This window comes from Pseudonocardia sp. Ae150A_Ps1, assembly GCF_001932315.1.
In the GTDB taxonomy this organism is placed as follows: Bacteria; Actinomycetota; Actinomycetes; order Mycobacteriales; family Pseudonocardiaceae; genus Pseudonocardia.
The window spans coordinates 101,255-122,487 of record NZ_MCIJ01000001.1 but is presented as its reverse complement, the minus strand read 5'-3'; the positions used below and the strand labels follow the sequence as shown (position 1 = coordinate 122,487).

19 protein-coding genes, 1 pseudogene and 1 other annotated feature are annotated in these 21,233 nt (G+C 73.1%); of the genes and pseudogenes, 15 read left to right on the top strand and 5 right to left on the bottom strand.

What is annotated here, in order from left to right; translation table 11 throughout:
* Positions 1-34 precede the first annotated feature (34 nt).
* From Ae150APs1_RS00460 to Ae150APs1_RS00445, 3 genes and pseudogenes are all read right to left on the bottom strand, one after another.
* Positions 35-1,281: pseudogene (locus Ae150APs1_RS00460) on the bottom strand (IS3 family transposase).
* Positions 872-1,000: a sequence feature (AL1L pseudoknot), on the bottom strand. (Overlaps the previous pseudogene by 129 nt.)
* A 34-nt stretch (positions 1,282-1,315) precedes the next feature.
* A complete protein-coding gene (locus Ae150APs1_RS00450) occupies positions 1,316-2,146 on the bottom strand; it encodes a type IV toxin-antitoxin system AbiEi family antitoxin domain-containing protein (RefSeq protein ID WP_075295002.1) in 831 nt (276 codons plus the stop codon).
* A 129-nt stretch (positions 2,147-2,275) separates the two neighbouring features.
* Complete coding sequence (locus Ae150APs1_RS00445) at positions 2,276-3,004, bottom strand: GntR family transcriptional regulator (RefSeq protein ID WP_227012589.1); 729 nt, start codon at positions 3,002-3,004, stop codon at positions 2,276-2,278.
* Positions 3,005-3,191: 187 nt separating this feature from the next.
* On the opposite strand from Ae150APs1_RS00445, the gene Ae150APs1_RS00440 reads away from it, so the two are divergent.
* The 4 genes from Ae150APs1_RS00440 to Ae150APs1_RS00425 all read left to right on the top strand — a co-directional run bounded on the left by Ae150APs1_RS00440 (position 3,192) and on the right by Ae150APs1_RS00425 (position 7,163).
* Positions 3,192-4,163 carry a substrate-binding domain-containing protein gene (locus Ae150APs1_RS00440; RefSeq protein ID WP_075295000.1) on the top strand — a complete coding sequence of 324 codons (972 nt, stop codon included), beginning with the start codon at positions 3,192-3,194 and terminating at the stop codon, positions 4,161-4,163.
* Positions 4,164-4,231: 68 nt separating this feature from the next.
* Positions 4,232-5,302: an ABC transporter permease gene (locus Ae150APs1_RS00435; protein ID WP_010240292.1), complete on the top strand. Its 1,071-nt coding sequence runs from the start codon at positions 4,232-4,234 to the stop codon at positions 5,300-5,302.
* A gap of 5 nt (positions 5,303-5,307) precedes the next feature.
* The gene (locus tag Ae150APs1_RS00430) at positions 5,308-6,123 is read left to right on the top strand and encodes an ATP-binding cassette domain-containing protein (RefSeq protein WP_029239894.1); all 816 of its coding nucleotides are present in this window, start codon (positions 5,308-5,310) and stop codon (positions 6,121-6,123) included.
* A gap of 29 nt (positions 6,124-6,152) precedes the next feature.
* Entirely contained in the window at positions 6,153-7,163 is a 1,011-nt protein-coding gene (locus Ae150APs1_RS00425) for a Gfo/Idh/MocA family oxidoreductase (RefSeq protein ID WP_075294997.1), read from the top strand.
* Between the two features lie 22 nt (positions 7,164-7,185).
* Here the strand turns inward: Ae150APs1_RS00425 and Ae150APs1_RS00420 are convergent, their stop codons facing one another.
* Positions 7,186-8,205 carry a LacI family DNA-binding transcriptional regulator gene (locus Ae150APs1_RS00420; RefSeq protein ID WP_249266156.1) on the bottom strand — a complete coding sequence of 340 codons (1,020 nt, stop codon included), beginning with the start codon at positions 8,203-8,205 and terminating at the stop codon, positions 7,186-7,188.
* 126 nt (positions 8,206-8,331) lie between these two features.
* On the opposite strand from Ae150APs1_RS00420, the gene Ae150APs1_RS00415 reads away from it, so the two are divergent.
* From Ae150APs1_RS00415 to Ae150APs1_RS00400, 4 genes are read left to right on the top strand one after another with little or no spacing between them, the layout of a single operon-like run.
* Positions 8,332-9,525, top strand: a complete 1,194-nt coding sequence (locus tag Ae150APs1_RS00415; RefSeq protein ID WP_075294994.1) for a phytanoyl-CoA dioxygenase family protein — start codon at positions 8,332-8,334, stop codon at positions 9,523-9,525.
* Entirely contained in the window at positions 9,522-10,310 is a 789-nt protein-coding gene (locus tag Ae150APs1_RS00410) for an SDR family oxidoreductase (RefSeq protein ID WP_075294992.1), read from the top strand. Before Ae150APs1_RS00415 ends, Ae150APs1_RS00410 begins: the two co-directional genes overlap by 4 nt.
* A 16-nt stretch (positions 10,311-10,326) precedes the next feature.
* A complete protein-coding gene (locus Ae150APs1_RS00405) occupies positions 10,327-11,298 on the top strand; it encodes a Gfo/Idh/MocA family oxidoreductase (RefSeq protein WP_075294990.1) in 972 nt (323 codons plus the stop codon).
* A complete protein-coding gene (locus tag Ae150APs1_RS00400) occupies positions 11,295-12,164 on the top strand; it encodes a sugar phosphate isomerase/epimerase (protein ID WP_075294988.1) in 870 nt (289 codons plus the stop codon). The genes Ae150APs1_RS00405 and Ae150APs1_RS00400 overlap by 4 nt, the downstream gene beginning before the upstream one ends.
* A 65-nt stretch (positions 12,165-12,229) precedes the next feature.
* On the opposite strand, the gene Ae150APs1_RS00395 is transcribed toward Ae150APs1_RS00400, so the two are convergent.
* The gene (locus tag Ae150APs1_RS00395; protein ID WP_060575859.1) at positions 12,230-12,985 is read right to left on the bottom strand and encodes a GntR family transcriptional regulator; all 756 of its coding nucleotides are present in this window, start codon (positions 12,983-12,985) and stop codon (positions 12,230-12,232) included.
* 125 nt (positions 12,986-13,110) lie between these two features.
* On the opposite strand from Ae150APs1_RS00395, the gene iolC reads away from it, so the two are divergent.
* The 7 genes from iolC (at position 13,111) to Ae150APs1_RS00360 (ending at position 21,230) form a co-directional block, all read left to right on the top strand.
* Positions 13,111-14,088 carry a 5-dehydro-2-deoxygluconokinase gene (iolC, locus tag Ae150APs1_RS00390; RefSeq protein ID WP_075294986.1) on the top strand — a complete coding sequence of 326 codons (978 nt, stop codon included), beginning with the start codon at positions 13,111-13,113 and terminating at the stop codon, positions 14,086-14,088.
* Positions 14,085-14,984, top strand: a complete 900-nt coding sequence (locus Ae150APs1_RS00385) for a deoxyribose-phosphate aldolase (protein ID WP_075294984.1) — start codon at positions 14,085-14,087, stop codon at positions 14,982-14,984. Before iolC ends, Ae150APs1_RS00385 begins: the two co-directional genes overlap by 4 nt.
* On the top strand, positions 14,981-15,853 hold the full coding sequence (gene iolB / locus Ae150APs1_RS00380) for a 5-deoxy-glucuronate isomerase (RefSeq protein WP_075294982.1): 873 nt from the start codon (positions 14,981-14,983) through the stop codon (positions 15,851-15,853). Before Ae150APs1_RS00385 ends, iolB begins: the two co-directional genes overlap by 4 nt.
* A 2-nt stretch (positions 15,854-15,855) precedes the next feature.
* The gene (iolD, locus tag Ae150APs1_RS00375; protein ID WP_075294980.1) at positions 15,856-17,760 is read left to right on the top strand and encodes a 3D-(3,5/4)-trihydroxycyclohexane-1,2-dione acylhydrolase (decyclizing); all 1,905 of its coding nucleotides are present in this window, start codon (positions 15,856-15,858) and stop codon (positions 17,758-17,760) included.
* A 14-nt stretch (positions 17,761-17,774) separates the two neighbouring features.
* The gene (locus Ae150APs1_RS00370; protein ID WP_139316763.1) at positions 17,775-19,307 is read left to right on the top strand and encodes a CoA-acylating methylmalonate-semialdehyde dehydrogenase; all 1,533 of its coding nucleotides are present in this window, start codon (positions 17,775-17,777) and stop codon (positions 19,305-19,307) included.
* A 129-nt stretch (positions 19,308-19,436) separates the two neighbouring features.
* On the top strand, positions 19,437-20,855 hold the full coding sequence (locus Ae150APs1_RS00365) for a sugar porter family MFS transporter (RefSeq protein ID WP_075294978.1): 1,419 nt from the start codon (positions 19,437-19,439) through the stop codon (positions 20,853-20,855).
* Positions 20,856-20,882: 27 nt separating this feature from the next.
* Positions 20,883-21,230 carry a universal stress protein gene (locus Ae150APs1_RS00360; protein WP_060575854.1) on the top strand — a complete coding sequence of 116 codons (348 nt, stop codon included), beginning with the start codon at positions 20,883-20,885 and terminating at the stop codon, positions 21,228-21,230.
* The last annotated feature ends 3 nt before the right edge of the window (positions 21,231-21,233 follow it).

The window sequence follows — 21,233 nt, the reverse complement described above, 5'->3', positions numbered from 1 at the left end:
GTGTCAAGTGCCGGGTTTGGTAGAGGCTGAGTTCTCATGCTCCGGCGGGCTGCCGGGCGGTCGTGGTGGTGGCGTTATGGATCTCGTACTCGACCGGCGGGACGAAGCCGAGTTCGCCGTGTAGTCGGCGGTGGTTGTACCAGTCGACGTACTCGGCGACCGCGAGTTCAAGGTCGCTGATCCCCGCCCACGGCCCCTTGTTGCGGATCAATTCGGCCTTGAACAACGAGTTGAATGCCTCCGCCATCGCGTTATCATAGGAATCGCCGACCGACCCGACGGAAGCGACGACACCAGCTTCGCCGAGCCGCTCAGTGTAGCGAATGGCAACGTATTGGACACCGCGGTCCGAATGATGCGTTAACCGCGACAGATCTGCACCGCTGCGTTCCCTGATCCAGATCCCCATGTTGAGTGCGTCTAGGGCGAGATCGGTGTAGAGATGACGTGACAGCTGCCAACCCACGATCCTCCGGGAGAACGCGTCCAAGACGAACGAGGCATACACCCAACCGGAATGCGTCTAGATGTAGGTGATGTCGGCGACCCACAACCGGTTCGGGGCCGTCGCGGTGAAGTCGCGCTCGACCAGGTCCGGGCGCAGGTCGGGGCTGTCGGCACGGATGGTGGTCCGCGGCACCCGCTGCCGCCGGACACCGCGCAGGCCTGCGGCTTTCATGAGCCGGCCGACGGTGCACCGCGCGACCGGCCGGTCGTCCACGCCGCCTTCGCGGCCCAGCTGTGCCCAGACTTTCCGGACGCCGTAGACGCCGTAGTTCTCGGCGTGCACGCGTGCGATCTCGGCGGAGACGAGGATGTCGCGTTCCGCCCGGGCCGAGGGTGGACGGGTCTTCGCCGCATAGTAGGCACTCGGGGCGATCGGGATACCGGCGTCTTTCAGCACGGCACAGATCGGCCCGACCCCGAACTCGTTCCTGTTCTTGTCGATGTAGTCGGTGACTACCGTTGCGGGCGGTCGAGCTCCGCCGCGAAGAAAGCCGAAGCGGACTTGAGAATGATGTTGGCCCGGCGGAGTTCACGGGTCTCCCGCTCCAGCTCCGCCAGCCGAGCGGCCTGATCGGTCGTCGTCCCAGGCCGGGATCCAGCGTCGATCTCGGCTTGCTTCACCCAGCCGCGCAGGGTTTCCGGAAGGATTCCCAGCTGGTCACCGATACGGCGGCAGACGTTCGTGCCGGCGTTGACAGGGTCGGCCTTGGCGTCGAGGACCAGCCGGATCGCTCGTTCCCGCAGCTCGTTGGGGTGCTTCCGTGGGGCTGCCATCGCTGCTCATCATCTCCTGGCTTGACACCCTCCATCAAACCCGGCGCGAGACAGTGTCCAGGTCGTGCCAGGTCACGCGGAGCAGCGTCCAGCCGGCGGTCACCAGGTCGTTGCCCTTGATCCGGTCCCGGCGGAAGCGTTCGACGTCGCTGTGCCACGCCCAGCCGTCGAGCTCGATCGCGACGCGCTGCTCCGGGAAGGCCAGGTCGAGCTCGTGCGGGCCGAACGCGTACCCGAGGACCCAGCCCGTCAGGCCCGCGTCGCGCAGCAGCCGGACGAGGCGTCGTTCGGCGTGCGATGCCGCCCGGTCCCCGGCCACGACCAGGAGACTCCGTGCCGCGGTGGCGCCGGTCGCGCCGCTCATCCGGCACCAGGCGGCGTGCAGGTCCTCGAACGTGACCCACCGTTGCAGCGCCCGGTCCAGGAACGCCGCACCGTCCCGGACCGCGATCGCCGTCTCGAGCGCGGTCAGGGGCCGGGCGGTGAGGGCGAGCCCACGGGCCTCCGTCCGGTCGGCGGGGGCGATGTCCCGGCGCCGGAGACGGACCCCCGGGCGGGGCGTGCGGCCCACGGACCGGGGGACGGTGACCCCGACCGTCGACGGCGACGTGTCGAGCATCCGGTGCCACCAGGCGGCGGCCGGGCCCGCCAGCAGCGCCGTCGGTCCCGCCCAGAACACGGCGGCGCGGCAGCGGGCCGCGGCACCGAACGGATGCCCTCCCCCGAGGAGCACGCCCGGCAGCGGTGGCGAGAACCGCCCCGTCGCGACCCACCGCCGCAGGGTGCGCGCCGAGACCCCGCACGCGACCGCCTGCGCGACGGACACGACGCCGTCCTGGTGCCGCAGCAGCCGGTCGAGCTCCATGCCCCGACCCTGCGCCCCCGACCCCCGCCCCACGCCGGAACCGGCTCCGCCGTTCCCGCGAGCGAACGCATGATCACGGATCGGGCAGCGGGGCGGCCGGATGTGGCCGCCCTGCTGCCGGATCCGTGATCACAGGGTCAGTTCGACGGCGTAGCGGGTCGGGCGGTACAGGTGGGAGCCGTACTCCACCGCGCGGCCGGTCTCGTCCCAGGCGGTGCGGGTCATCGTCAGCAGCGGGGCGCCGGGGGGTTCGTCGAGCGCGGCGGCCTCGGCGGCACCGGCGGCCCGCGCCCCCACGACCTGCCGGGCCGAGCGCGGCGCGTGCCCGCCGGCACGGAGGAGCTCGTAGAGGCCGTGCCCGGTGAGATCGTCCGGGCGCAGCGGGAGCACGTCGGCCGGGACGACGTTCGTCATCAGCGCCAGTGGCTCCCCACCGGCGAGGCGCAGCCGCTCGAACCGCGCCGCCGGGGCCGAGGGCGGGATCCCGAGCGCCGCGGCGACGACGTCACCGACCGGCCCCACGGAGAACGCCCGCAGCACGGTGGCCGGGGCGCGGCCGTCGCGGGCGAGGTCGTCGTGGAGGCTCGTGAGATCGACCGGGCGCTCCATCCGGGTGGGCAGCACCCGGGTCCCGGCGCCGCGCCTGCGGGCCAGCACCCCCTGCTCGACCAGGTAGGACACGGCGCGGCGCAGGCTCGGACGGCTCGCGCCGGTGCGGGCGGCGAGCTCCGCCTCGGCGGGGAGCCGGCTCCCCGCGGGCAGCTCGCCGGACTCGACCATGCCCCGGATCCGGGTCGCGACCTGGAAGTAGAGCGGCACCGGGCTCCCCCGGTCCACCTGGCCCGACGGCCCGGTCACCGCGCCTCCCCACATGTGACGATCGACCATTTTTGTCAGGACAAAGCATTGACGTGACGTGTGCGGCAGCGTACACCTGTCCGTGGTCTGCATCACTCTCCGGACGTCGGGGCCCGGCCGGAGCGGACCACCCACCCCCGCGGACGGCGACCGAGCCGATCGCGATCACAGAGAGAACTGATGCTCGATGAGGAGTATTCGGAAGGTCGCCGTCGGACTGGCCGCCGTCTCGCTGCTGGCCGGGCTCACCGCCTGCAGCAGCCAGGGCGGGGCCCAGAACGACGCCGCGGACCAGGGGCAGCGCTACACGATCGCGATGGTCACCCACGAGCAGGCGGGTGACACGTTCTGGGACAAGATCCGCGCGGGCGCCGAGGACGCGGCAGCGACGCACGGCATCGACCTCAAGTACTCGAACAACGAGCAGGGACCCGAGCAGGCGACCCTGGTGCAGAACGCGATCGACTCGAAGGTCGACGGGATCGCCCTGACGCTGTCCAGCGCCGACGCCGTCGTCCCGGTCGCGAAGAAGGCCGCCGACTCCGGCATCCCGGTCGTCGCGTTCAACCAGGGCATCGACCAGTACAAGGCCGCCGGCGCGACGATGTACTTCGGCTCCGACGAGACCCTTGCCGGCCAGACCGTCGGCGAGAAGCTGACCGCGCTGAGCCCGGGCGGCAAGACCCTCTGCGTCATCCAGGCCCAGGGCTCGGTGGCGCTGGAGACCCGCTGCCAGGGCGTCAAGAAGGGCTACCCGAACACCGAGAACATCCAGGTCAACGGGGCCGACCTGCCGTCGGTCCAGCAGACCCTGAACGCGAAGCTGGCCGAGGACCCCGCGATCACCGACGTCGTCACCCTCGGCGCGCCGATCGCGATGGCGGCGCTGCAGGCCCAGCAGGGCACCGGCTCGACCGCGAAGATCGCGACCTTCGACCTCAACCAGGACGCCGCCAAGGCCATCCAGGACGGGCGGATCGCCTTCTCGGTCGACCAGCAGCCCTACGTCCAGGGCTACCTGGCCGTCGAGTCGCTGTGGCTGAACCTCTCCAACGGCAACGACATCGGCGGCGGGAAGCCGACGCTCACCGGTCCGTCCGTGGTCGACGCGTCCAACATCGCCAAGATCCTGCCCTACACCGAGGCCAACACCCGCTGACGGCGGCTCCCCGGGGGCGGCACCGACGACCGTCGCCCCCGGGTGTCCCCTCCTCCAGGAGCCCACCCATGAGCACACCCACCGCAGCCGGCACGACCGGCGCCACCACCGAACCGGATCCCGCACCGCCGGCCTCGCAGGCCCGGTCGCTGTCCGCCCGGCTGTTCACCCGGCCCGAGGCGGGCACGGTCGCGGCCGCCCTGGCGATCTTCGTCTTCTTCTACGCCATCGCCGAGCCGTTCCGGACGCTCGACTCCTTCGCGACCGTGCTGTACGCGTCGTCGACCATCGGCATCGTCGCGGTCGGCGTGGCGCTGCTCATGATCGGCGGCGAGTTCGACCTGTCCTCCGGCGTCGCGGTGACCACCTCCGCGCTCACCGCCGCCCTGATCACCTACCAGCTGTCGCTGAACATGTGGGTCGGCGTCGTGCTGAGCCTGGTCGTCGCGCTGCTGGTCGGCTTCGTCAACGGGTGGCTGGTCGTGACGACCGGCATCCCCAGCTTCCTGATCACGCTGTCGATGTTCTTCATCCTGCGCGGCGCCAACATCGGCGTCACCAAGGGCATCACCGGGACCGTCGCGACCGACAACGCCTCCGAGCTCGACGGCTTCGTCTCGGCGCACACGATCTTCGCCTCCGACGTCCCGCTGGGGTTCATGACGGTCAAGGTGACGGTCTTCTGGTGGCTCGGGCTCGCGGCCGTCGCGTCCTGGATCCTGTTCCGCACCCGCCTCGGCAACTGGATCTTCGCGGCGGGCGGAAACGCCGCGTCCGCCCGCGCCGTCGGCGTCCCGGTGAAGCGGGTCAAGATCGGCCTGTTCATGGGCGTCGGGTTCGTCGGCTGGGTACTCGGGATGCACATCCTGTTCAACTTCTCGTCCGTGCAGTCCGGGCTCGGGGTCGGCAACGAGCTGATCTACATCGTCGCCGCGGTGGTCGGCGGCTGCCTGCTCACCGGCGGTTTCGGTTCGGCGATCGGCGCCGCGATCGGCGCCTTCATCCTCGGCATGACCACCCAGGGCATCGTGTTCGCCGGCTTCGACCCGAACTGGTTCTACACGTTCCTGGGCGCGATGCTGCTGCTCGCGGTCGTGCTGAACCTCTACATCAAGAACTACGCCTCGACGCGGAAGTGACGACGATGACCGACACGATCTCCGACCACGCCGCGTCCGACCTGCGGGCAGGCACCCCACTCGTCCGGATGGCCGGGATCGGGAAGACCTACGGCGCCATCCGTGCCCTGGAGGGCATCGACCTGACCGTCCGGGCGGGCGAGGTCACCTGCGTGCTCGGTGACAACGGCGCCGGGAAGTCGACCCTCATCAAGATCATGTCCGGCCTGCACCCGCACTCCGAGGGCACGCTGACCGTGCACGACGAGGACGTCACCTTCTCCTCGCCCCGGCAGTCCCTGGACCTGGGCATCGCGACCGTCTACCAGGACCTGGCCGTGGTCGGGCTGATGGAGGTGTGGCGGAACTTCTTCCTCGGCTCCGAGCTGCGGAAGGGCAACTACCCGCTCGCCCCGCTCGACATCCGCGGGATGCGCGAGATCGCCGACGCCGAGCTGAGGAAGATGGGTATCCAGGTCAAGGACATCAACCAGCCCATCGGGACGCTGTCCGGCGGCCAGCGCCAGTGCGTGGCGATCGCCCGGGCCGTCTACTTCGGTGCCCGGGTGCTGATCCTCGACGAGCCGACGGCGGCGCTGGGCGTCAAGCAGTCCGGGGTCGTCCTCCGGTACACCGCCGCGGCCCGCGACGCCGGCCTCGGCGTCGTCTTCATCACCCACAACCCGCACCACGCCTACATGGTCGGCGACCACTTCATCATCCTGAAGCTCGGCCGCCGGGTGCTCGACCGGGCGCGCTCCGAGGTCTCCCTGGAGGAGCTCACCACCGAGATGGCGGGCGGTCAGGAGCTCGCCGAGCTGTCGCACGAGCTGCAGCGCTGACCGCACCCGCACCACCGCGAGGAGGAACAGTGAACGACCGTCCACTGCGGATCGGGATCCTGGGCGCCGCCCGGATCGCCGGCGAGGCGCTCTGCGCCCCGGCCGCGGAGGCCGGGGACCGCCTCGTCGCCGTCGCCGCGCGCGACCGCGGCCGGGCCGAGCGCTTCGCCGCCGAGCACGGCGTCGAGCGGGTGCACGACGACTACGCCGCCGTGCTCGACGATCCCGGGGTCGAGGTCGTCTACAACCCGCTGGCCAACGCGCTGCACGGCCCCTGGAACCTCGCGGCCGTCGCGGCCGGCAAGCACGTGCTGAGCGAGAAGCCGTTCGCGTCCGACGCCGGCGAGGCCCGTGAGGTCGCCGCTGCGGCCCGCGCCGCCGGCGTGACGGTCGTCGAGGGGTTCCACCACGTCCACCACCCGGTGTTCCGGCGGCTCGCCGCGATCACCGGCTCCGGGGAGCTCGGCCCGATCACGACGGTCGAGACGACGTTCCGGATGCCCGCACCGCCGGACACCGATCCCCGCTGGTCACTGGACCTCGCCGGTGGCGCGCTGATGGACCTGGGCTGCTACGCGCTGCACATCCAGCGGCGGCTCGGCGCGAAGCTGGGCGGCGAGCCCACGGTGACGGCGGCGACGGCGCGGGAGCGTTCCCCCGGCGTCGACGCGTCGGTGACCGCGGACCTCGGGTTCCCGTCCGGGGCGACGGGCGCGGCGCACTGCGACATGGACGCCGACGGCTGGACGATCACCGCCCGGGTGGTCGGCGAGCGCGGCGAGGCGGTGGCCCGCAACGTCGTCCTGCCGACCCGGGACGACCGGATCGAGGTGCGGGCCCGTGGTGTCACCCGCACGGAGCACCTCGGCACCCGGCCGACCTACACCTCCCAGCTGGAGGCCTTGCGGGCGCACCTGCGCGGGCGGGAGCCGTTCCCGCTGGACCTCGACGACGCCGTCGCGACGGCCGAGCTGATCGACGCCGTCTACCGCGCGGCCGGGATGGAGCCGCGTCCGCGCCGGGCACCGCTCCGGCTCTGACCGGCGGGACCGCGGCGCCCCGTCACACCGCGGCGGGGCGCGGCGGTGCCGTCGTCCCCCGCACGACGAGCCGCGGCGCCAGCACCACCTCCCGGGCCGCGGTCCGGTCGCCGTCGAGCCGCTCGGCCACCAGGTCGAGGACGTGCTCGGCGGTGCCCGGGACGTCCTGGCTGACCGTCGTCAGGTCCACGTGTGCCAGCCGGGACAGCGGGCTGTCGTCGTACCCGGCGACGGAGACGGTCCCCGGCACACCCGTCCCGGCCCGGCTCAGCGCGTCCAGCAGTCCGACGGCGCACCGGTCGTTGAACACCGCGACCGCGGTGGGCAGGTCCGCGGTGCCGTCCAGCAGGGTCGCGGCGGCGCGGGCGCCGTCGGCCTCCCCGTGCCCGCCGGGCAGCACCCGGTCGGTCAGGCCGGCCGCGCGCATCGCCGCCCGGTAGCCCTTCCGGCGGTCCGCGGCGATCGAGCCGCGCCCGCCGTCGACGTGCACGATCTCCCGGTGCCCCAGGCCGATCAGGTGCTGGACCTGCTCGCGGGCACCCTCGTCGTCGGGGACCCGGACGACGTCGACCCCGGTCCCCGGCAGCCGGCGCCCGACGGCGACGACCGGTAGCTGGCGGCCGAGCTCGGCGAGCCGGGCGGCCGGGGCGTCGCTGCCGAGCAGCACCAGCGCCTCGCACCGCGAGTCCACCAGCGACTCCACGGCCCGGCGCTCGTCCCGCGACGGCGACCGCGCGCCCAGCACGAGATCGTGCCCGCGGCGCTCGGCGATCTCGAGGAGCTGCTCGACGAGCTCGGCGTGGTAGGTGGAGCGGATGTCGAGGACCACGCCAAGGGTCCCGCTGCGCCGGCTCGCCAGCAGGCTCGCGGCCCGGTCCGGCCGGTAGCCGAGCCGGTCGGCCGCGGCCAGCACCCGTTCCCGGGTCTCCGCACTCGGGCCCGGCGCGCCGCGCAGCACCAGCGACACCGACGCCGGGGACAACCCGACCTCGGCGGCGACGTCCGAGAGCCGAGGACGGCGGGCGGTCGATCGGTCGGTCACGTCCCGCATCATCGCGCCGCACCTCCTCCACGAGTTTGTCTTGACATGATCAGCCACGAGCCCGGAGACTCGACCCGTCATTAAAGCGTTTTAAGGCGCGCTCGACGAGGAGCTGAGGAGGTCCCCGTGACCACGACACCCTGGGCAGCCACCCGCGACCCGGCCTGGCTGGACCCGGCCGAGGCCCGGGTCGAGGACCTGCGTGCGCACGTCGAGCGGGGCACCGATCCCGCCGCGCACCCGCGGGCGACGACGATCGAGCAGGGCGTGCCGCTCTACCGGGCCGCCGACCTGACCGCCGAGGCCGCGACGCCCGAGGGCCGGCGCGCCGTGCAGGCCGAGCTGGTGCACACCCTGCTCGACAGGCCCGGCATCGCCGTGTTCACCGGTGCGTTCGCCGCGGCCGAGCTGGGCCCGGCGACGTCCGCGTTCGATGCGATGATCGCGGAGCAGCGCGCCTCCGGCGCGGTCGCGGGCGACCACTTCGCGAAGCCCGGGGCGAACGACCGGATCTGGAACGCCGTCGAGAAGCTCGCGCTGCGCGCCCCCGAGGTGTTCACCGCGTACTACGCCAACCCGCTCACCGCGCTGGTGTGCGAGGCCTGGCTCGGCCCGGACTACCAGGTGACGTCGCAGGTCAACGTGGTGAACCCGGGCGGTGCCGCGCAGAACCCGCACCGCGACTACCACCTCGGTTTCATGGACGCGGCCGGTGCGGCCCGCTACCCGGCGCACGTCCACCGCCTCTCCCCCGCGCTGACCCTGCAGGGCGCCGTCGCGCACTGCGACATGCCCGTCGAGTCCGGGCCGACGATGTACCTGCCCGGCTCGCAGACCTACCCGCACGGCTACCTGGTCGCCGGCCGTCCCGAGTTCCGGGAGTACTTCGCGGACGCCCACGTGCAGCTGCCCCTCGCCGCGGGCGACGCGGTGTTCTTCAACCCGGCGCTGATCCACGGGGCCGGGCACAACCGGTCCGCCGGCGTCCGCCGGATGGCGAACCTGCTGCAGGTGTCGTCGGCGTTCGGCCGGGCGATGGAGAGCGCCGACCGGGCCGCGATGGCCCGCGCCGTGTTCCCCGCCCTGCGGCGGATGCTCACCGGCGGAGCACCCGACGAGCTGGTCGCGCACGCCGTGACCGCCGCCGCGGAGGGCTACGCCTTCCCGACCGACCTCGACGCCGATCCGCCGGTCGACGGGCTCGCCCCGCCGTCCCCGGCCGCGGTGCTGCTGCGCGCGGTCCGCGAGGGCTGGGACGCCGACCGGCTCGACGACGTCCTCGCCGGCCAGACCGCACGCCGCCGCGGGGTGCCCGCATGAGCGGCGCGGGGCTGCTCGACGGCAGGGTCGTGCTGGTCAGCGGCGGCACGGCCGGTGTCGGCGCCGCCTGTGCCCGCACCGCGGCCCGGGAGGGCGCGGCGGCCGTCGCCGTCACCGGGCGGCGCCGGGAGCCGGGCGAGAAGCTCGTCGCCGAGCTGGTCGAGCAGGGCGTCCGGGCACTGTTCGTGCCGTGCGACGTCGCCGACCCGGACGCCTGCCGGAACGCGGTGGCCGCCGTCGTCGCCGAACACGGACGGGTCGACTGTCTGGTCAACGCGGCGGGCCTGACCGACCGCGGCACTCTGCTCGACACCACACCGGAGCTGTTCGACCGGCACGTCGCGGTCAACCTGCGCGGGCCCTTCTTCCTGATGCAGGCGGCCGTCGCCGACATGGTGAGCCGCGGCGAGCCGGGGACCGTGGTGAACGTCGTCTCCGAGGCGGCGCACGGCGGGGCCCCGGTGCTCGCCCCCTACGTCGCGGCGAAGGCCGGGCTCGCCGGTCTGGTCCGCAACGCGGCGCACGCCCACCGGTTCGACCGGGTCCGGATCAACGGCCTCAACATCGGCTGGACCAACACCGAGGGCGAGGACGCGACCCAGCGCCGCTTCCACGGTGCGGGCGACGACTGGCGCGAGCGCGCCGGCGAGCGCCTGCCGATGGGGCGGCTGGCCACCGCCCGGGACGCGGCCGAGGTCGTCGTCTTCCTGCTCTCCGACCGCTCCGGCGTCGTCACCGGGTCCGTCATGGGCTGGGACCAGAACGTCGTCGGCGCCCACGACTGAACACGAGGGATCACCCATGAGGATCGGACTCATCGGCCTGGGCCGGATCGGCGCGTTCCACGCGCGGACGCTGGCCGGGCTCGACGCCGTCGGCGAACTGGTTGTCACCGCCGCCCGGCCCGACGTCACCGCCGTGAGCTCGCCGGACGAGCTGCTCGCGTCCGGGGTGGACGGTGTCGTCATCGCGGCGACCACCCCGGCGCACCCGGAGCTGCTGCTGGCCGCCGTCGACGCCGGGCTGCCGGTCTTCTGCGAGAAGCCGGTCGCCGGGCGGATCGACGACGCCGTCGACGTCGCGGCGAAGCTGACCGGCCGCGACGAGCGGGTGCAGATCGGCTACCCCCGCCGGTTCGACGACGGCTACGCGGCCGCCCGCGCCGCCGTCGCCGCCGGGGAGCTCGGCCGGGTGCACACGGTGCGCGCCACCACGCTGGATCCCGCCCCGCCGCCCGCCGACTACGTGCGGATCTCCGGCGGGATCTTCCGGGACTGCTCGGTGCACGACTTCGACGCGGTCCGCTGGGTCACCGGCCGCGAGGTCGTCGAGGTCTACGCCACCGGCGACGCGCACGGTGACCCGGTGTTCGCCGAGACCGGGGACGTGTCGACGTCCCAGGCGATCCTGACCCTGGACGACGGCTCGGCCGCCGTCGTGTCCAACTCCCGGTACAACCCGCGCGGCTACGACGTGCGCCTGGAGCTGCACGGGGACGCCGACTCGGTCGCCGCCGGCCTCGACGCCGGGCTGCCGCTGCGCTCGGTGGAGCCGGGCGTCACGTTCCCCGGCGGCACCCCGCACGGGTTCTTCATGGACCGGCTCGCACCCGCGTTCCGGGCCGAGCTGACCGCGTTCACCGAGCTGGTCGCGGGCACCCGGCCCTCGCCGTGCACGGTCGCCGACGCCATGGCCGCCGGCTGGATCGCCGAGGCCGCCACCCTTTCGCTGACGTCCCGCCGCCCGGTTCGGGTCGAGGAGGTCGTCCGATGAGCGGGCGGATCGCCGGAGCCCCCATCTCCTGGGGCGTGTGCGAGGTGCCCGGCTGGGGTCACCAGCTCGCACCGTCGCGGGTGCTCGCCGAGATGCGCGAGGTCGGCCTGTCGGCCACCGAGTTCGGGCCGGACGGCTTCCTGCCGGACGCGCCCGCCGAGAAGGCCGCCACCCTCGACGGGTACGGCCTGCAGGCGGTCGGCGGGTTCACCCCGACCCTGCTGCACGTCCCCGGTCACGACCCGCTGCCGGGCGTCGAGGAGCTGCTCGCCGGCTACGACGCCGCGGGCGCCGCGACGCTGGTGCTGTCCGCCGACTCGGGCGGCACCGGCTACGACTCCCGCCCCGAGCTGGACGGCGCCGGGTGGGCCCTGCTGCTGTCGAACCTGGACCGCATCACCGGGTACGCGGCGACCCGCGGCGTGACCGCGGTGCTGCACCCGCACGTCGGGACGATGGTGGAGACCGGCGACGACGTGGCGCGCGTGCTGGAGGGCTCGTCGATCCGGCTGTGCCTGGACACCGGGCACCTGCTGATCGGCGGCACCGACCCGGCGGCGCTGACCCGGCAGGCGCCGGAACGGATCGCGCACACCCCCCTCAAGGACGTCGACCTCGGGCTGGCGCGGCAGGTGCAGGACGGACGGCTGACCTACACCGACGCCGTCGGCAGGGGGATGTACCGGCCGCTCGGCGAGGGCGACGTCGATCTCGACGGCGTGCTGTCGCACCTGTCCGCCCACGGCTACGACGGCTGGCACGTGCTGGAGCAGGACACGATCCTGCACGGCCCGCCCTCCGGTGCGGGCCCCGCGGCCGACGTGCACACCAGCGTGCAGAACCTGCTGAAGGCGCTGGCCCGGTAGCGACCGCGCCGCACTCCTCCGCCCCGGGTCGTCGGTGACGGCCCGGGGCGGAGCCGTGTCCGGGGTCAGACCACCAGCGAGGTCTGCACGGTGTAGCGGTCCGCGCGGTAGAGGTGGCGGCCCAGCTCGACGAGGGCGCCGGCGTCGTCGTAGACGGTCAGCTCGGCCGTGACGCAGGCCAGCGGCGCCGGACGTTCGAGCAGCGCGGCCTCGTCGTCGTGCGCGAGCCGGGCACCGATGGTCTGGTGGGCGATCGCGATCTGCGCACCCTGCTCCCGCAGCAGCGCGTACAGGCCACGCTCGGCGAGCACGTCGTCGTCGAGGTCGAACCGCGCGGGCAGGTAGTTCGTCATGATCGACAGCGGTTCGCCGTCGGCGCGGCGGAGCCGCCGCAGCATCTGCAGCGGCTCGTCGGCCGGGAGGAGGTCCCGCAGCGCGGGCACCCCGGAGGTCGCCGGCGTGACGGCCTCGTGGGCGAGCAGCCGGGTCTCCGGTGCGCGCCCGGCGTCCGTCAGGTCCTCGTAGAGGCTGGTCAGGCGCACGTCGCGGTGGATCGCCGGGCGCACGACCTGGGTGCCGAGGCCGCGGCGGCGCACCAGCAGACCCTTGCGCACGAGCTCCTGGATCGCCTGGCGCGCGGTCGGGCGGGCGAGCCCGAGGCGCTCGGTCAGGGTGATCTCGTTCTCCAGCCGGTCCCCCGGCTGCAGCGCACCGCGGTCGATCGCCGTCTCGATCGCCTGCGCGAGCTGGTGGTAGAGCGGCACCGGGCTGGAGCGGTCCAGCCGGACGTCGATCTGCACGGCGTCGGAGCGGGTGGCCATGTCCCCCACCCTACCGCGCGACGTCATGTTGTCCTTATGTCTGTACAAACTATTGACCACGGAGGTGACCACGGCCTACCGTCGTCATCGTCACCGCCGCACACACGAGAGGTCGCCGAGGACCCATGAACGCCCCCGCTGAGATCCTCACCTTCGGCCGCGCCGGGGTGGACATCTATCCGTTGCAGGTCGGCGTCGGGCTGGAGGACGTCACCTCGTTCGGGAAGTTCCTCGGCGGGACCACCGCGAACGTCGCCGTCGCCGCCGCCCGGCTGGGGCGCCGCGCCGCCATCGTGACCGGGGTCGGCGACGACCCGTTCGGCCGCTACGTGCGCCGCGAGCTGCGCCGGCTCGGCGTCGACGACCGGCACGTCGTCACGAACACCGAGTACCCGACGCCGGTGACCTTCTGCGAGATCTTCCCGCCGGACGACTTCCCGCTGTACTTCTACCGGAAGCCGACCGCGCCGGACCTGCAGGTCGCGCCGTCGGACCTGGACCGGGACGCGATCGCCGGGGCGGGCCTGTTCTGGCTGTCGGTGTCCGGGCTGTCGGAGGAGCCGTCGCGCTCGGCGCACCACGAGGCCCTCGCGGCCCGGGCCGGTCGCCCGACGGTGCTGGACCTCGACTACCGCCCGATGTTCTGGGAGTCCCCCGCCGCCGCGACCGAGCAGGTCCAGAAGGTGCTCGGGCAGGTCACCGTCGCCGTCGGCAACCGCGAGGAGTGCGAGGTCGCGGTCGGCGAGACCGACCCGGAACGCGCCGCCGACGCCCTGCTCGGCGCCGGGGTGGAGCTCGCGGTCGTCAAGCAGGGCCCGAAGGGCGTGCTCGCGAAGTCCCGCTCCGAGCGCGTGGTGCCCCCGCCGATCGACATCACCCCCTACAACGGCCTCGGTGCCGGTGACAGCTTCGGCGGGTCGCTGGCCCACGGCCTGCTCGCGGGGTGGCCCCTGGACGAGGTGCTGCGGCGGGCGAACGCCGCGGGCGCGATCGTCGCCTCCCGCCTGGAGTGCTCCACCGCCATGCCCACCGACGCCGAGATCGACGTCCTGCTGTCGGGCGGCGACCCGAACGCCGCCACGACCTCCGAGGAGACAGCGTGAACTTCGCGCGGAACTACGACGAGGTCCGCGAGATCCGCGCCCTCGCCCCCGAGCGCATCCCGGCGCTGCTGGCGTCGCGGCGGCGGCGCCCGTTCGTCCCCGCCGACGGCCGGCTGATGATCGTCGCCGCGGACCACCCGGCCCGCGGGGCGCTGTCCGCCCGTGGCCGCGCCGACGCCATGGCCAGCCGCCCCGAGCTGCTCGACCGCCTGGTCACCGCGCTGCGCCGCCCCGGGGTCGACGGGGTGCTCGGCACCGCCGACGTCCTCGAGGACCTGTTGCTGCTCGGCGCGCTGGAGGGCAAGGTCGTCGTCTCGTCCATGAACCGGGGCGGGCTGCAGGGCTCGGTGTTCGAGCTGGACGACCGGTTGACCGGCTACGACGTGCGCGGCACCGTCGACGCCGGGTTCGAGGCCATCAAGATGCTCACCCGCATCGACCCGGCCGACCCCGCGTCGGTCGCCACGCTGGAGACCTGCGCGCAGGTGGTCACCGAGGCCAACCGGGCCGCGCTCGTCGCGATGGTCGAGCCGTTCTGGTCCCGGCGCGTCGACGGGCACGTGGTCAACGACCTCTCCCCCGAGGCCGTCATCCGGTCCGTGCACGTCGCCCAGGGCCTCGGCGCCTCCAGCGCCTACACCTGGATGAAGCTGCCCGTCGTCGACGAGATGGAGCGGGTGATGGAGGCGACCACGCTGCCGACGCTGCTGCTCGGCGGCGACCCGACGACCAGCCCGGACGAGACCTACGCGTCCTGGAAGGCGGCGCTGGAGCTGCCGTCGGTGCGCGGCCTGATCGTCGGGCGGGCCCTGCTGTACCCGGAGGACGGTGACGTCGCCGCGGCCGTCGACACCGCCGTCTCGCTCGTGCGGCCGCAGGAGGTGCGGGCCGCGTGAAGGGGAACGACGAGTACGTGATCCCGGCGGGATCCGCCCCGGCCGACGGCTACGAGCTGGAGGTCACCCCGAGGACGGCGGGCTGGGAGCACTCCAGCCTGCGGATCCTGGCCCTGCCCGCGGGCGGATCGCGCACCGTGGACACCGCGGGCGAGGAGATGTTCCTCGTCCCGCTGTCCGGCTCGGCGACGGTCACCCGCGGCGCGGAGTCCATCGTGCTGGCCGGGCGGGCCGGTGTGTTCGAGGGCCCGACCGACTTCGCCTACCTCCCGGTCCGGTCCGCGGTCTCCGTCACCTCGGAGGCCGGTGGCCGGTTCGCCCTCTGCGGGGCGCGCACCGAGCGGGAGCTGCCGTTCCGCCACGGCCCGCGGTCCGACGTCCCGGTGGAGCTGCGCGGGGCCGGGCAGTCGTCGCGGCAGGTGCGCAACTTCGGCGCCGCCGGGGTGTTCGAGGCCGCGTCGGCGATCTGCGTCGAGGTGGTGACCCCGGGCGGGAACTGGTCGAGCTACCCCGCGCACAAGCACGACGAGGCCGGTCCGCACGAGTGCGAGCTGGAGGAGATCTACTACTTCGAGATCGCCCCCGGCCCCGCCGGGCAGCCGGGCCTCGGCTTCCACCGCACCTCCAGCTCCCCCGGGCACGACATCGACGTCCTCGTCGAGGTGCGCGACCGGGACACCGTGCTCGTCCCGTGGGGCTGGCACGGCCCGTGCGCCGCCGCTCCCGGGCACGACATGTACTACCTCAACGTGATGGCGGGCCCGGGCGAGGAACGGGCCTGGCGGATCAGCGACCATCCCGACCAGGCCTGGGTCCGCGACACGTGGGCGGACCAGGAGATCGACACCCGGCTCACCGGAGGCCAGTGACCATGCCCGAGACGATCCGGCTCACCGTCGCCCAGGCGACCGTGCGGTTCCTGGGCGCGCAGTACAGCGAGCGCGACGGCGTGCGGCAGAAGCTGTTCGAGGGCTGCTTCGGCATCTTCGGCCACGGCAACGTCGCGGGCCTCGGCCAGGCGCTGCTGCAGGCCGAGCTGCACGACCCGGACCTGCTGCCCTACGTGCTGGGCCGCAACGAGCAGGCGATGGTGCACACCGCCGTCGCCTACGCCCGGGCGAACGACCGGCTGCGGACCTGGGCGGTGTCCTCCAGCGTCGGGCCGGGCGCGACCAACATGGTCACCGGTGCCGCGCTGGCGGCGATCAACCGGCTGCCCGTGCTGCTGCTGCCCGCCGACACCTTCGCCGACCGCGCCGCGTCGCCGCTGCTGCAGGAGCTGGAACGCCCCGACGCCGGCGACGTCACCGTGAACGACGCGTTCCGGCCGGTCTCGGCGTACTTCGACCGGGTGTGGCGCCCCGAGCAGCTGCCGGCCGCACTGCTGTCGGCGATGCGGGTGCTCACCGACCCGGCCGCCACCGGCGCCGTCACCGTCTGTTTCCCGCAGGACGTGCAGGCCCAGGCCCACGACTGGCCGGTCGAGCTGTTCGCCGAGCGCACCTGGCACGTCGCCCGCCCCCGGCCCGAGTCGTGGGCCGTCGACCAGGCCGCGGAGATCATCCGCGGCGCGCAGCGGCCGCTCGTCGTCGCCGGGGGCGGGGTGCACTACTCCGCCGCCGCCGACGCCCTGGCCGCGTTCTGCGCCGCGACCGGGATCCCGGCCGGGCAGAGCCAGGCGGGCAAGGGCACGCTGGTGTGGGACCACCCGCAGTGCCTCGGCGCCATCGGATCCACCGGCACCACCGCGGCGAACGCGATCGCCGCCGACGCCGACGTTGTGATCGGGATCGGCACCCGCTACTCCGACTTCACCACCGCCAGCCGCACCGCGTTCCGGAACCCGGACGTGCGGTTCGTCAACGTCAACGTGGCGCCGATCGACGCGGTGAAACACTCCGGGGTCTCCGTCGTCGCCGACGCCCGCGAGACGCTCACCGAGCTCACCGCCCGGCTCGACGGCCACCGCGTCGCCGACGGCTACGCCGCGGAGTACACCCGGCTCGACGCCGAGTGGGCCGCCACCGTCGACGCCGCGTTCCACCCCGCGGTACCCGCGCGCGGCACCGGCGGCCTGCTGACCCAGAACGAGGTCATCGGCCTGGTGAACGACCTGTCCGACCCGCGCGACGTCGTCGTGTGCGCAGCCGGGTCGATGCCCGGTGACCTGCACAAGCTGTGGCAGACCCGGGACGCGAAGGGCTACCACGTCGAGTACGGCTACTCCTGCATGGGCTACGAGGTCGCGGGCGGCCTGGGCGTCGCGCTCGCCTGCCCGGACCGCGACGTGTTCGTCATGGTCGGCGACGGCTCGTACCTCATGATGGCCACCGAGCTCGCCACGGCGGTGCAGGAGGGCATCAAGGTGATCACCGTGCTGGTGCAGAACCACGGCTTCGCCTCCATCGGCGCGCTGGCCGAGGAGCTCGGCTCACAGCGGTTCGGCACCCGCTACCGCTCGGCCGGCTCCGGACGGCTCGACGGCGACCGGCTCCCGCTGGACCTCGCCGCCAACGCCGAGAGCTTCGGGCTGCGGGTGATCCGCACGCACACCCCGGCCGAGTTCGCCGACGCGATCAAGGCCGCCAAAGCCGCCGACGACAGCACCGTGATCCACGTCGAGACCGACCCGCTGATCGGCGCCCCGGACTCGGCGTCCTGGTGGGACGTCCCGGTGTCCGAGGTCAGCGAGCTCGACTCGACACGGTCCGCCCACACGGTCTACGACGGGCACAAGACCACCCAGCGCCCGTACCTGCGCCCCAGCAGCTCCTGAGGAAGAAGAGGATCATGACGAGCACGCTCCCGAAGACCGACGTCCCGACGCTGCACCACTGGGCCGGCGGGAAGCGCGTCGAGGGCACCTCCGGGCGGTTCTCCGACGTGACCGACCCGGCCACCGGCGCGGTCACCGCACACCTGCCCCTCGCCTCGGCCGACGAGACCGCCGCGGTGATCGCCACCGCGAAGGCCGCGTTCCCGGGCTGGCGCGACACCAGCCTCACCCGGCGCACCCAGATCCTGTTCCGGTTCCGCGAGCTGCTCAACGCCCGCGCCCCGGAGCTGGCCGCGCTGATCACCGCCGAGCACGGCAAGGTCGCCTCCGACGCCGCGGGCGAGGTCGCCCGCGGACAGGAGGTCGTCGAGTTCGCCTGCGGCATGCCGCACCTGCTCAAGGGCTCGGCCACCGAGAACGCCTCCACCGGCGTCGACGTCCACTCCGTGCGCCAGCCGCTCGGCGTCGTCGGGATCATCAGCCCGTTCAACTTCCCCGCGATGGTCCCGATGTGGTTCTTCCCCGTCGCGATCGCCGCGGGCAACACCGTGGTCCTCAAGCCGTCGGAGAAGGTCCCCTCCGCCGCCCTGTGGATCGCCGAGCTCTGGCGCGAGGCCGGCCTGCCCGACGGCGTGTTCAACGTCGTCGGCGGCGACAAGACGGCCGTCGACACCCTGCTCACCAGCCCGGACGTCAAGTCGATCTCGTTCGTCGGGTCCACCCCGATCGCCCGCTACGTCTACGAGACCGGCACCGCGCACGGCAAGCGCGTCCAGGCACTCGGCAGCGCGAAGAACCACATGGTCGTCCTGCCCGACGCCGACCTCGACCTCGCCGCCGACCAGGCGATCAACGCCGGGTTCGGCTCCGCCGGCGAGCGCTGCATGGCCGTGTCCGCACTGGTCGCCGTCGGCGACATCGCCGACACCCTCGTCGGCAAGATCGCCGACCGGGCCGAGGCACTGCGCACCGGCGACGGCCGCCGTGCCAGCGACATGGGACCGCTCGTCACCCGCGCCGCCCAGGAACGCGTCACCGGCTACATCGACGCCGGGGTCGCCTCCGGTGCCACCCTCGTCGTCGACGGACGGACGGGCGAGTTCGACGCCGACGCCGCCCCCGGCACCGCCGGCGGCTTCTTCGTCGGCCCCACCCTGTTCGACCACGTCTCCACCGAGTCGAGCATCTACGGCGACGAAATCTTCGGGCCCGTCCTGTCGGTGATCCGCGTCGACACCTACGCCGAGGCCGTCGACCTGGTCAACGCCAACCCCTACGGCAACGGCACCGCCCTGTTCACCAACGACGGCGGCGCCGCCCGCCGCTTCCAGAACGAGGTCGAGGTCGGCATGATCGGCATCAACGTGCCCGTCCCCGTGCCGATGGCCTACTACAGCTTCGGCGGCTGGAAGAACTCGTTGTTCGGCGACACCCACGCCCACGGCACCGAGGGCGTCCACTTCTTCACCCGCGGCAAGGTCGTCACCACCCGCTGGCTCGACCCCGGCCACGCCGGCGTGAACCTGGGCTTCCCCACCAACACCTGATCCGCCCCGGGTGACCGCCGGTGGACGGCGGCCACCCGGTCCCCCGTCGATCCCACCGGGCCCCGCTCGCGGCCGGCCGCCCGGCGGTCACCCCTGTCCTCGTCCGCCGCGCCTCGATGTGGAGGAACCATGAGCGCTCACGGCGCGACGAACACTCCCGCCGGTCTGCCCCCGGACGTCCGCGGGCCGCACTCGGCACGCCTCGGCCTGATCACCGTCATCGCCACGTTCGGCGGGCTGCTGTTCGGCTACGACACCGGCGTCATCAACGGAGCGCTGGAGCCGCTCACCCGCGACCTGGGCCTGACCCCGCTCACCGAGGGCTTCGTCGTCAGCATCCTGATCTTCGGTGCGGCGTTCGGCGCCCTGTTCGGCGGGATGCTGTCCGACCGGCACGGCCGGCGGCACAACATCCTGCTGCTCGCCGTCGTGTTCATGATCGGGACGATCGGGTGCGTCCTCGCCCCGAACTGGCAGGTCCTCGCCCTGTTCCGGCTGATCCTGGGCCTGGCTGTCGGTGGCGCGTCGGCGACCGTCCCCGTCTACCTGGCCGAGATCGCCCCGGTGGAGCGGCGCGGCGGCCTGGTCACCCGGAACGAGGTCATGATCGTCTCCGGCCAGTTCGCCGCGTTCGTGGTCAACGCCCTGATCTACAACGTGTGGGGCGAGATCGACTGGATCTGGCGGGTCATGCTGCTCGTCGCCGTCGCCCCCGCGATCGTGCTGTTCGTCGGGATGCTGCGGATGCCGGAGAGCCCGCGCTGGCTGGTCGCGCAGGGCCGCGAGGACGAGGCGCTCGCCGTCCTCAGGCAGGTGCGCAGCACCGAGCGGGCCGAGGCCGAGATGGCGGAGGTGCACCGGCTCGCCGAGGAGGAGACGACCGCCCGCACCGGCGGTGCCACCGATCTCGGTGTGCGCTGGATCCGCAGGCTCATCCTGATCGGCGCCGGGCTGGGCGTCTTCCAGCAGGCCACCGGCATCAACTCGATCATGTACTACGGGACCCAGCTGCTCGCCGACGCGGGTTTCTCCGCCAACGCCGCGATCCTGGCCAACACCCTCAACGGGCTGTTCTCGGTCCTGGGCATCACCGTCGGCATCCTGCTGATCAACAAGATCGACCGCAGGCGGATGCTCGTCGGCGGGTTCGTGCTGACCACGACGTTCCACGTGCTGGTCGGGCTGTCGGCGCTGCTGCTGCCCGACGGGCCGGCGAAGGCCTGGTTCATCCTGGTGTTCGTCGTGGCGTTCGTGTTCTGCATGCAGGGCACGATCGGGCCGCTGGTCTGGCTGATCCTCTCCGAGAGCTACCCGCTGAAGATCCGCAGCCTCGCGATCGGCATCAGCGTGCTCGTGCTCTGGATCGCGAACGCCCTGGTGGCGCTGCTGTTCCCGCCGGTCGTCGAGGCCATCGGCATCGCCAACTCGTTCTTCCTGTTCGCGGCGCTCGGCGTCGCCGCGATCGTCTTCACCGTCCGCACGGTCCCGGAGACCCGGGGCCGCACCCTGGAGCAGCTCGAGGCCGAGTTCCGCTCCCGCTACGCCTGAGCATCCCCGTACGAGGAGGGAGAGACCATGAGCGTGCTCGTCGCCGTGAGCGCCGGGGCCGAGGGCCGGGCGGCCCGGACGGCCGGAGCCACCGAGGCCGAACTGCTCGGCACCGCGCTGGTGCTGCTGAACCTGACCCTGGAGCCGATCTCCGACGCCGGGCCGGGCGTCACCGTCCTGGAGCGCCGCGGCCCCGGGGACCGCGACCCCGCCGACGCCGTCCTCGACGAGATCGACGAGCGCGGCGACGTGCAGCGCCTCGTCATCGGGCTGCGCCGCCGCAACCGCCTGAGCAAGGCGCTGCTCGGCAGCATCTCGCAGCGGCTGCTACTGGAGAGCCCGGTCCCCGTCGTCGCCGTGAAGCCGGAGGGCTGAGCC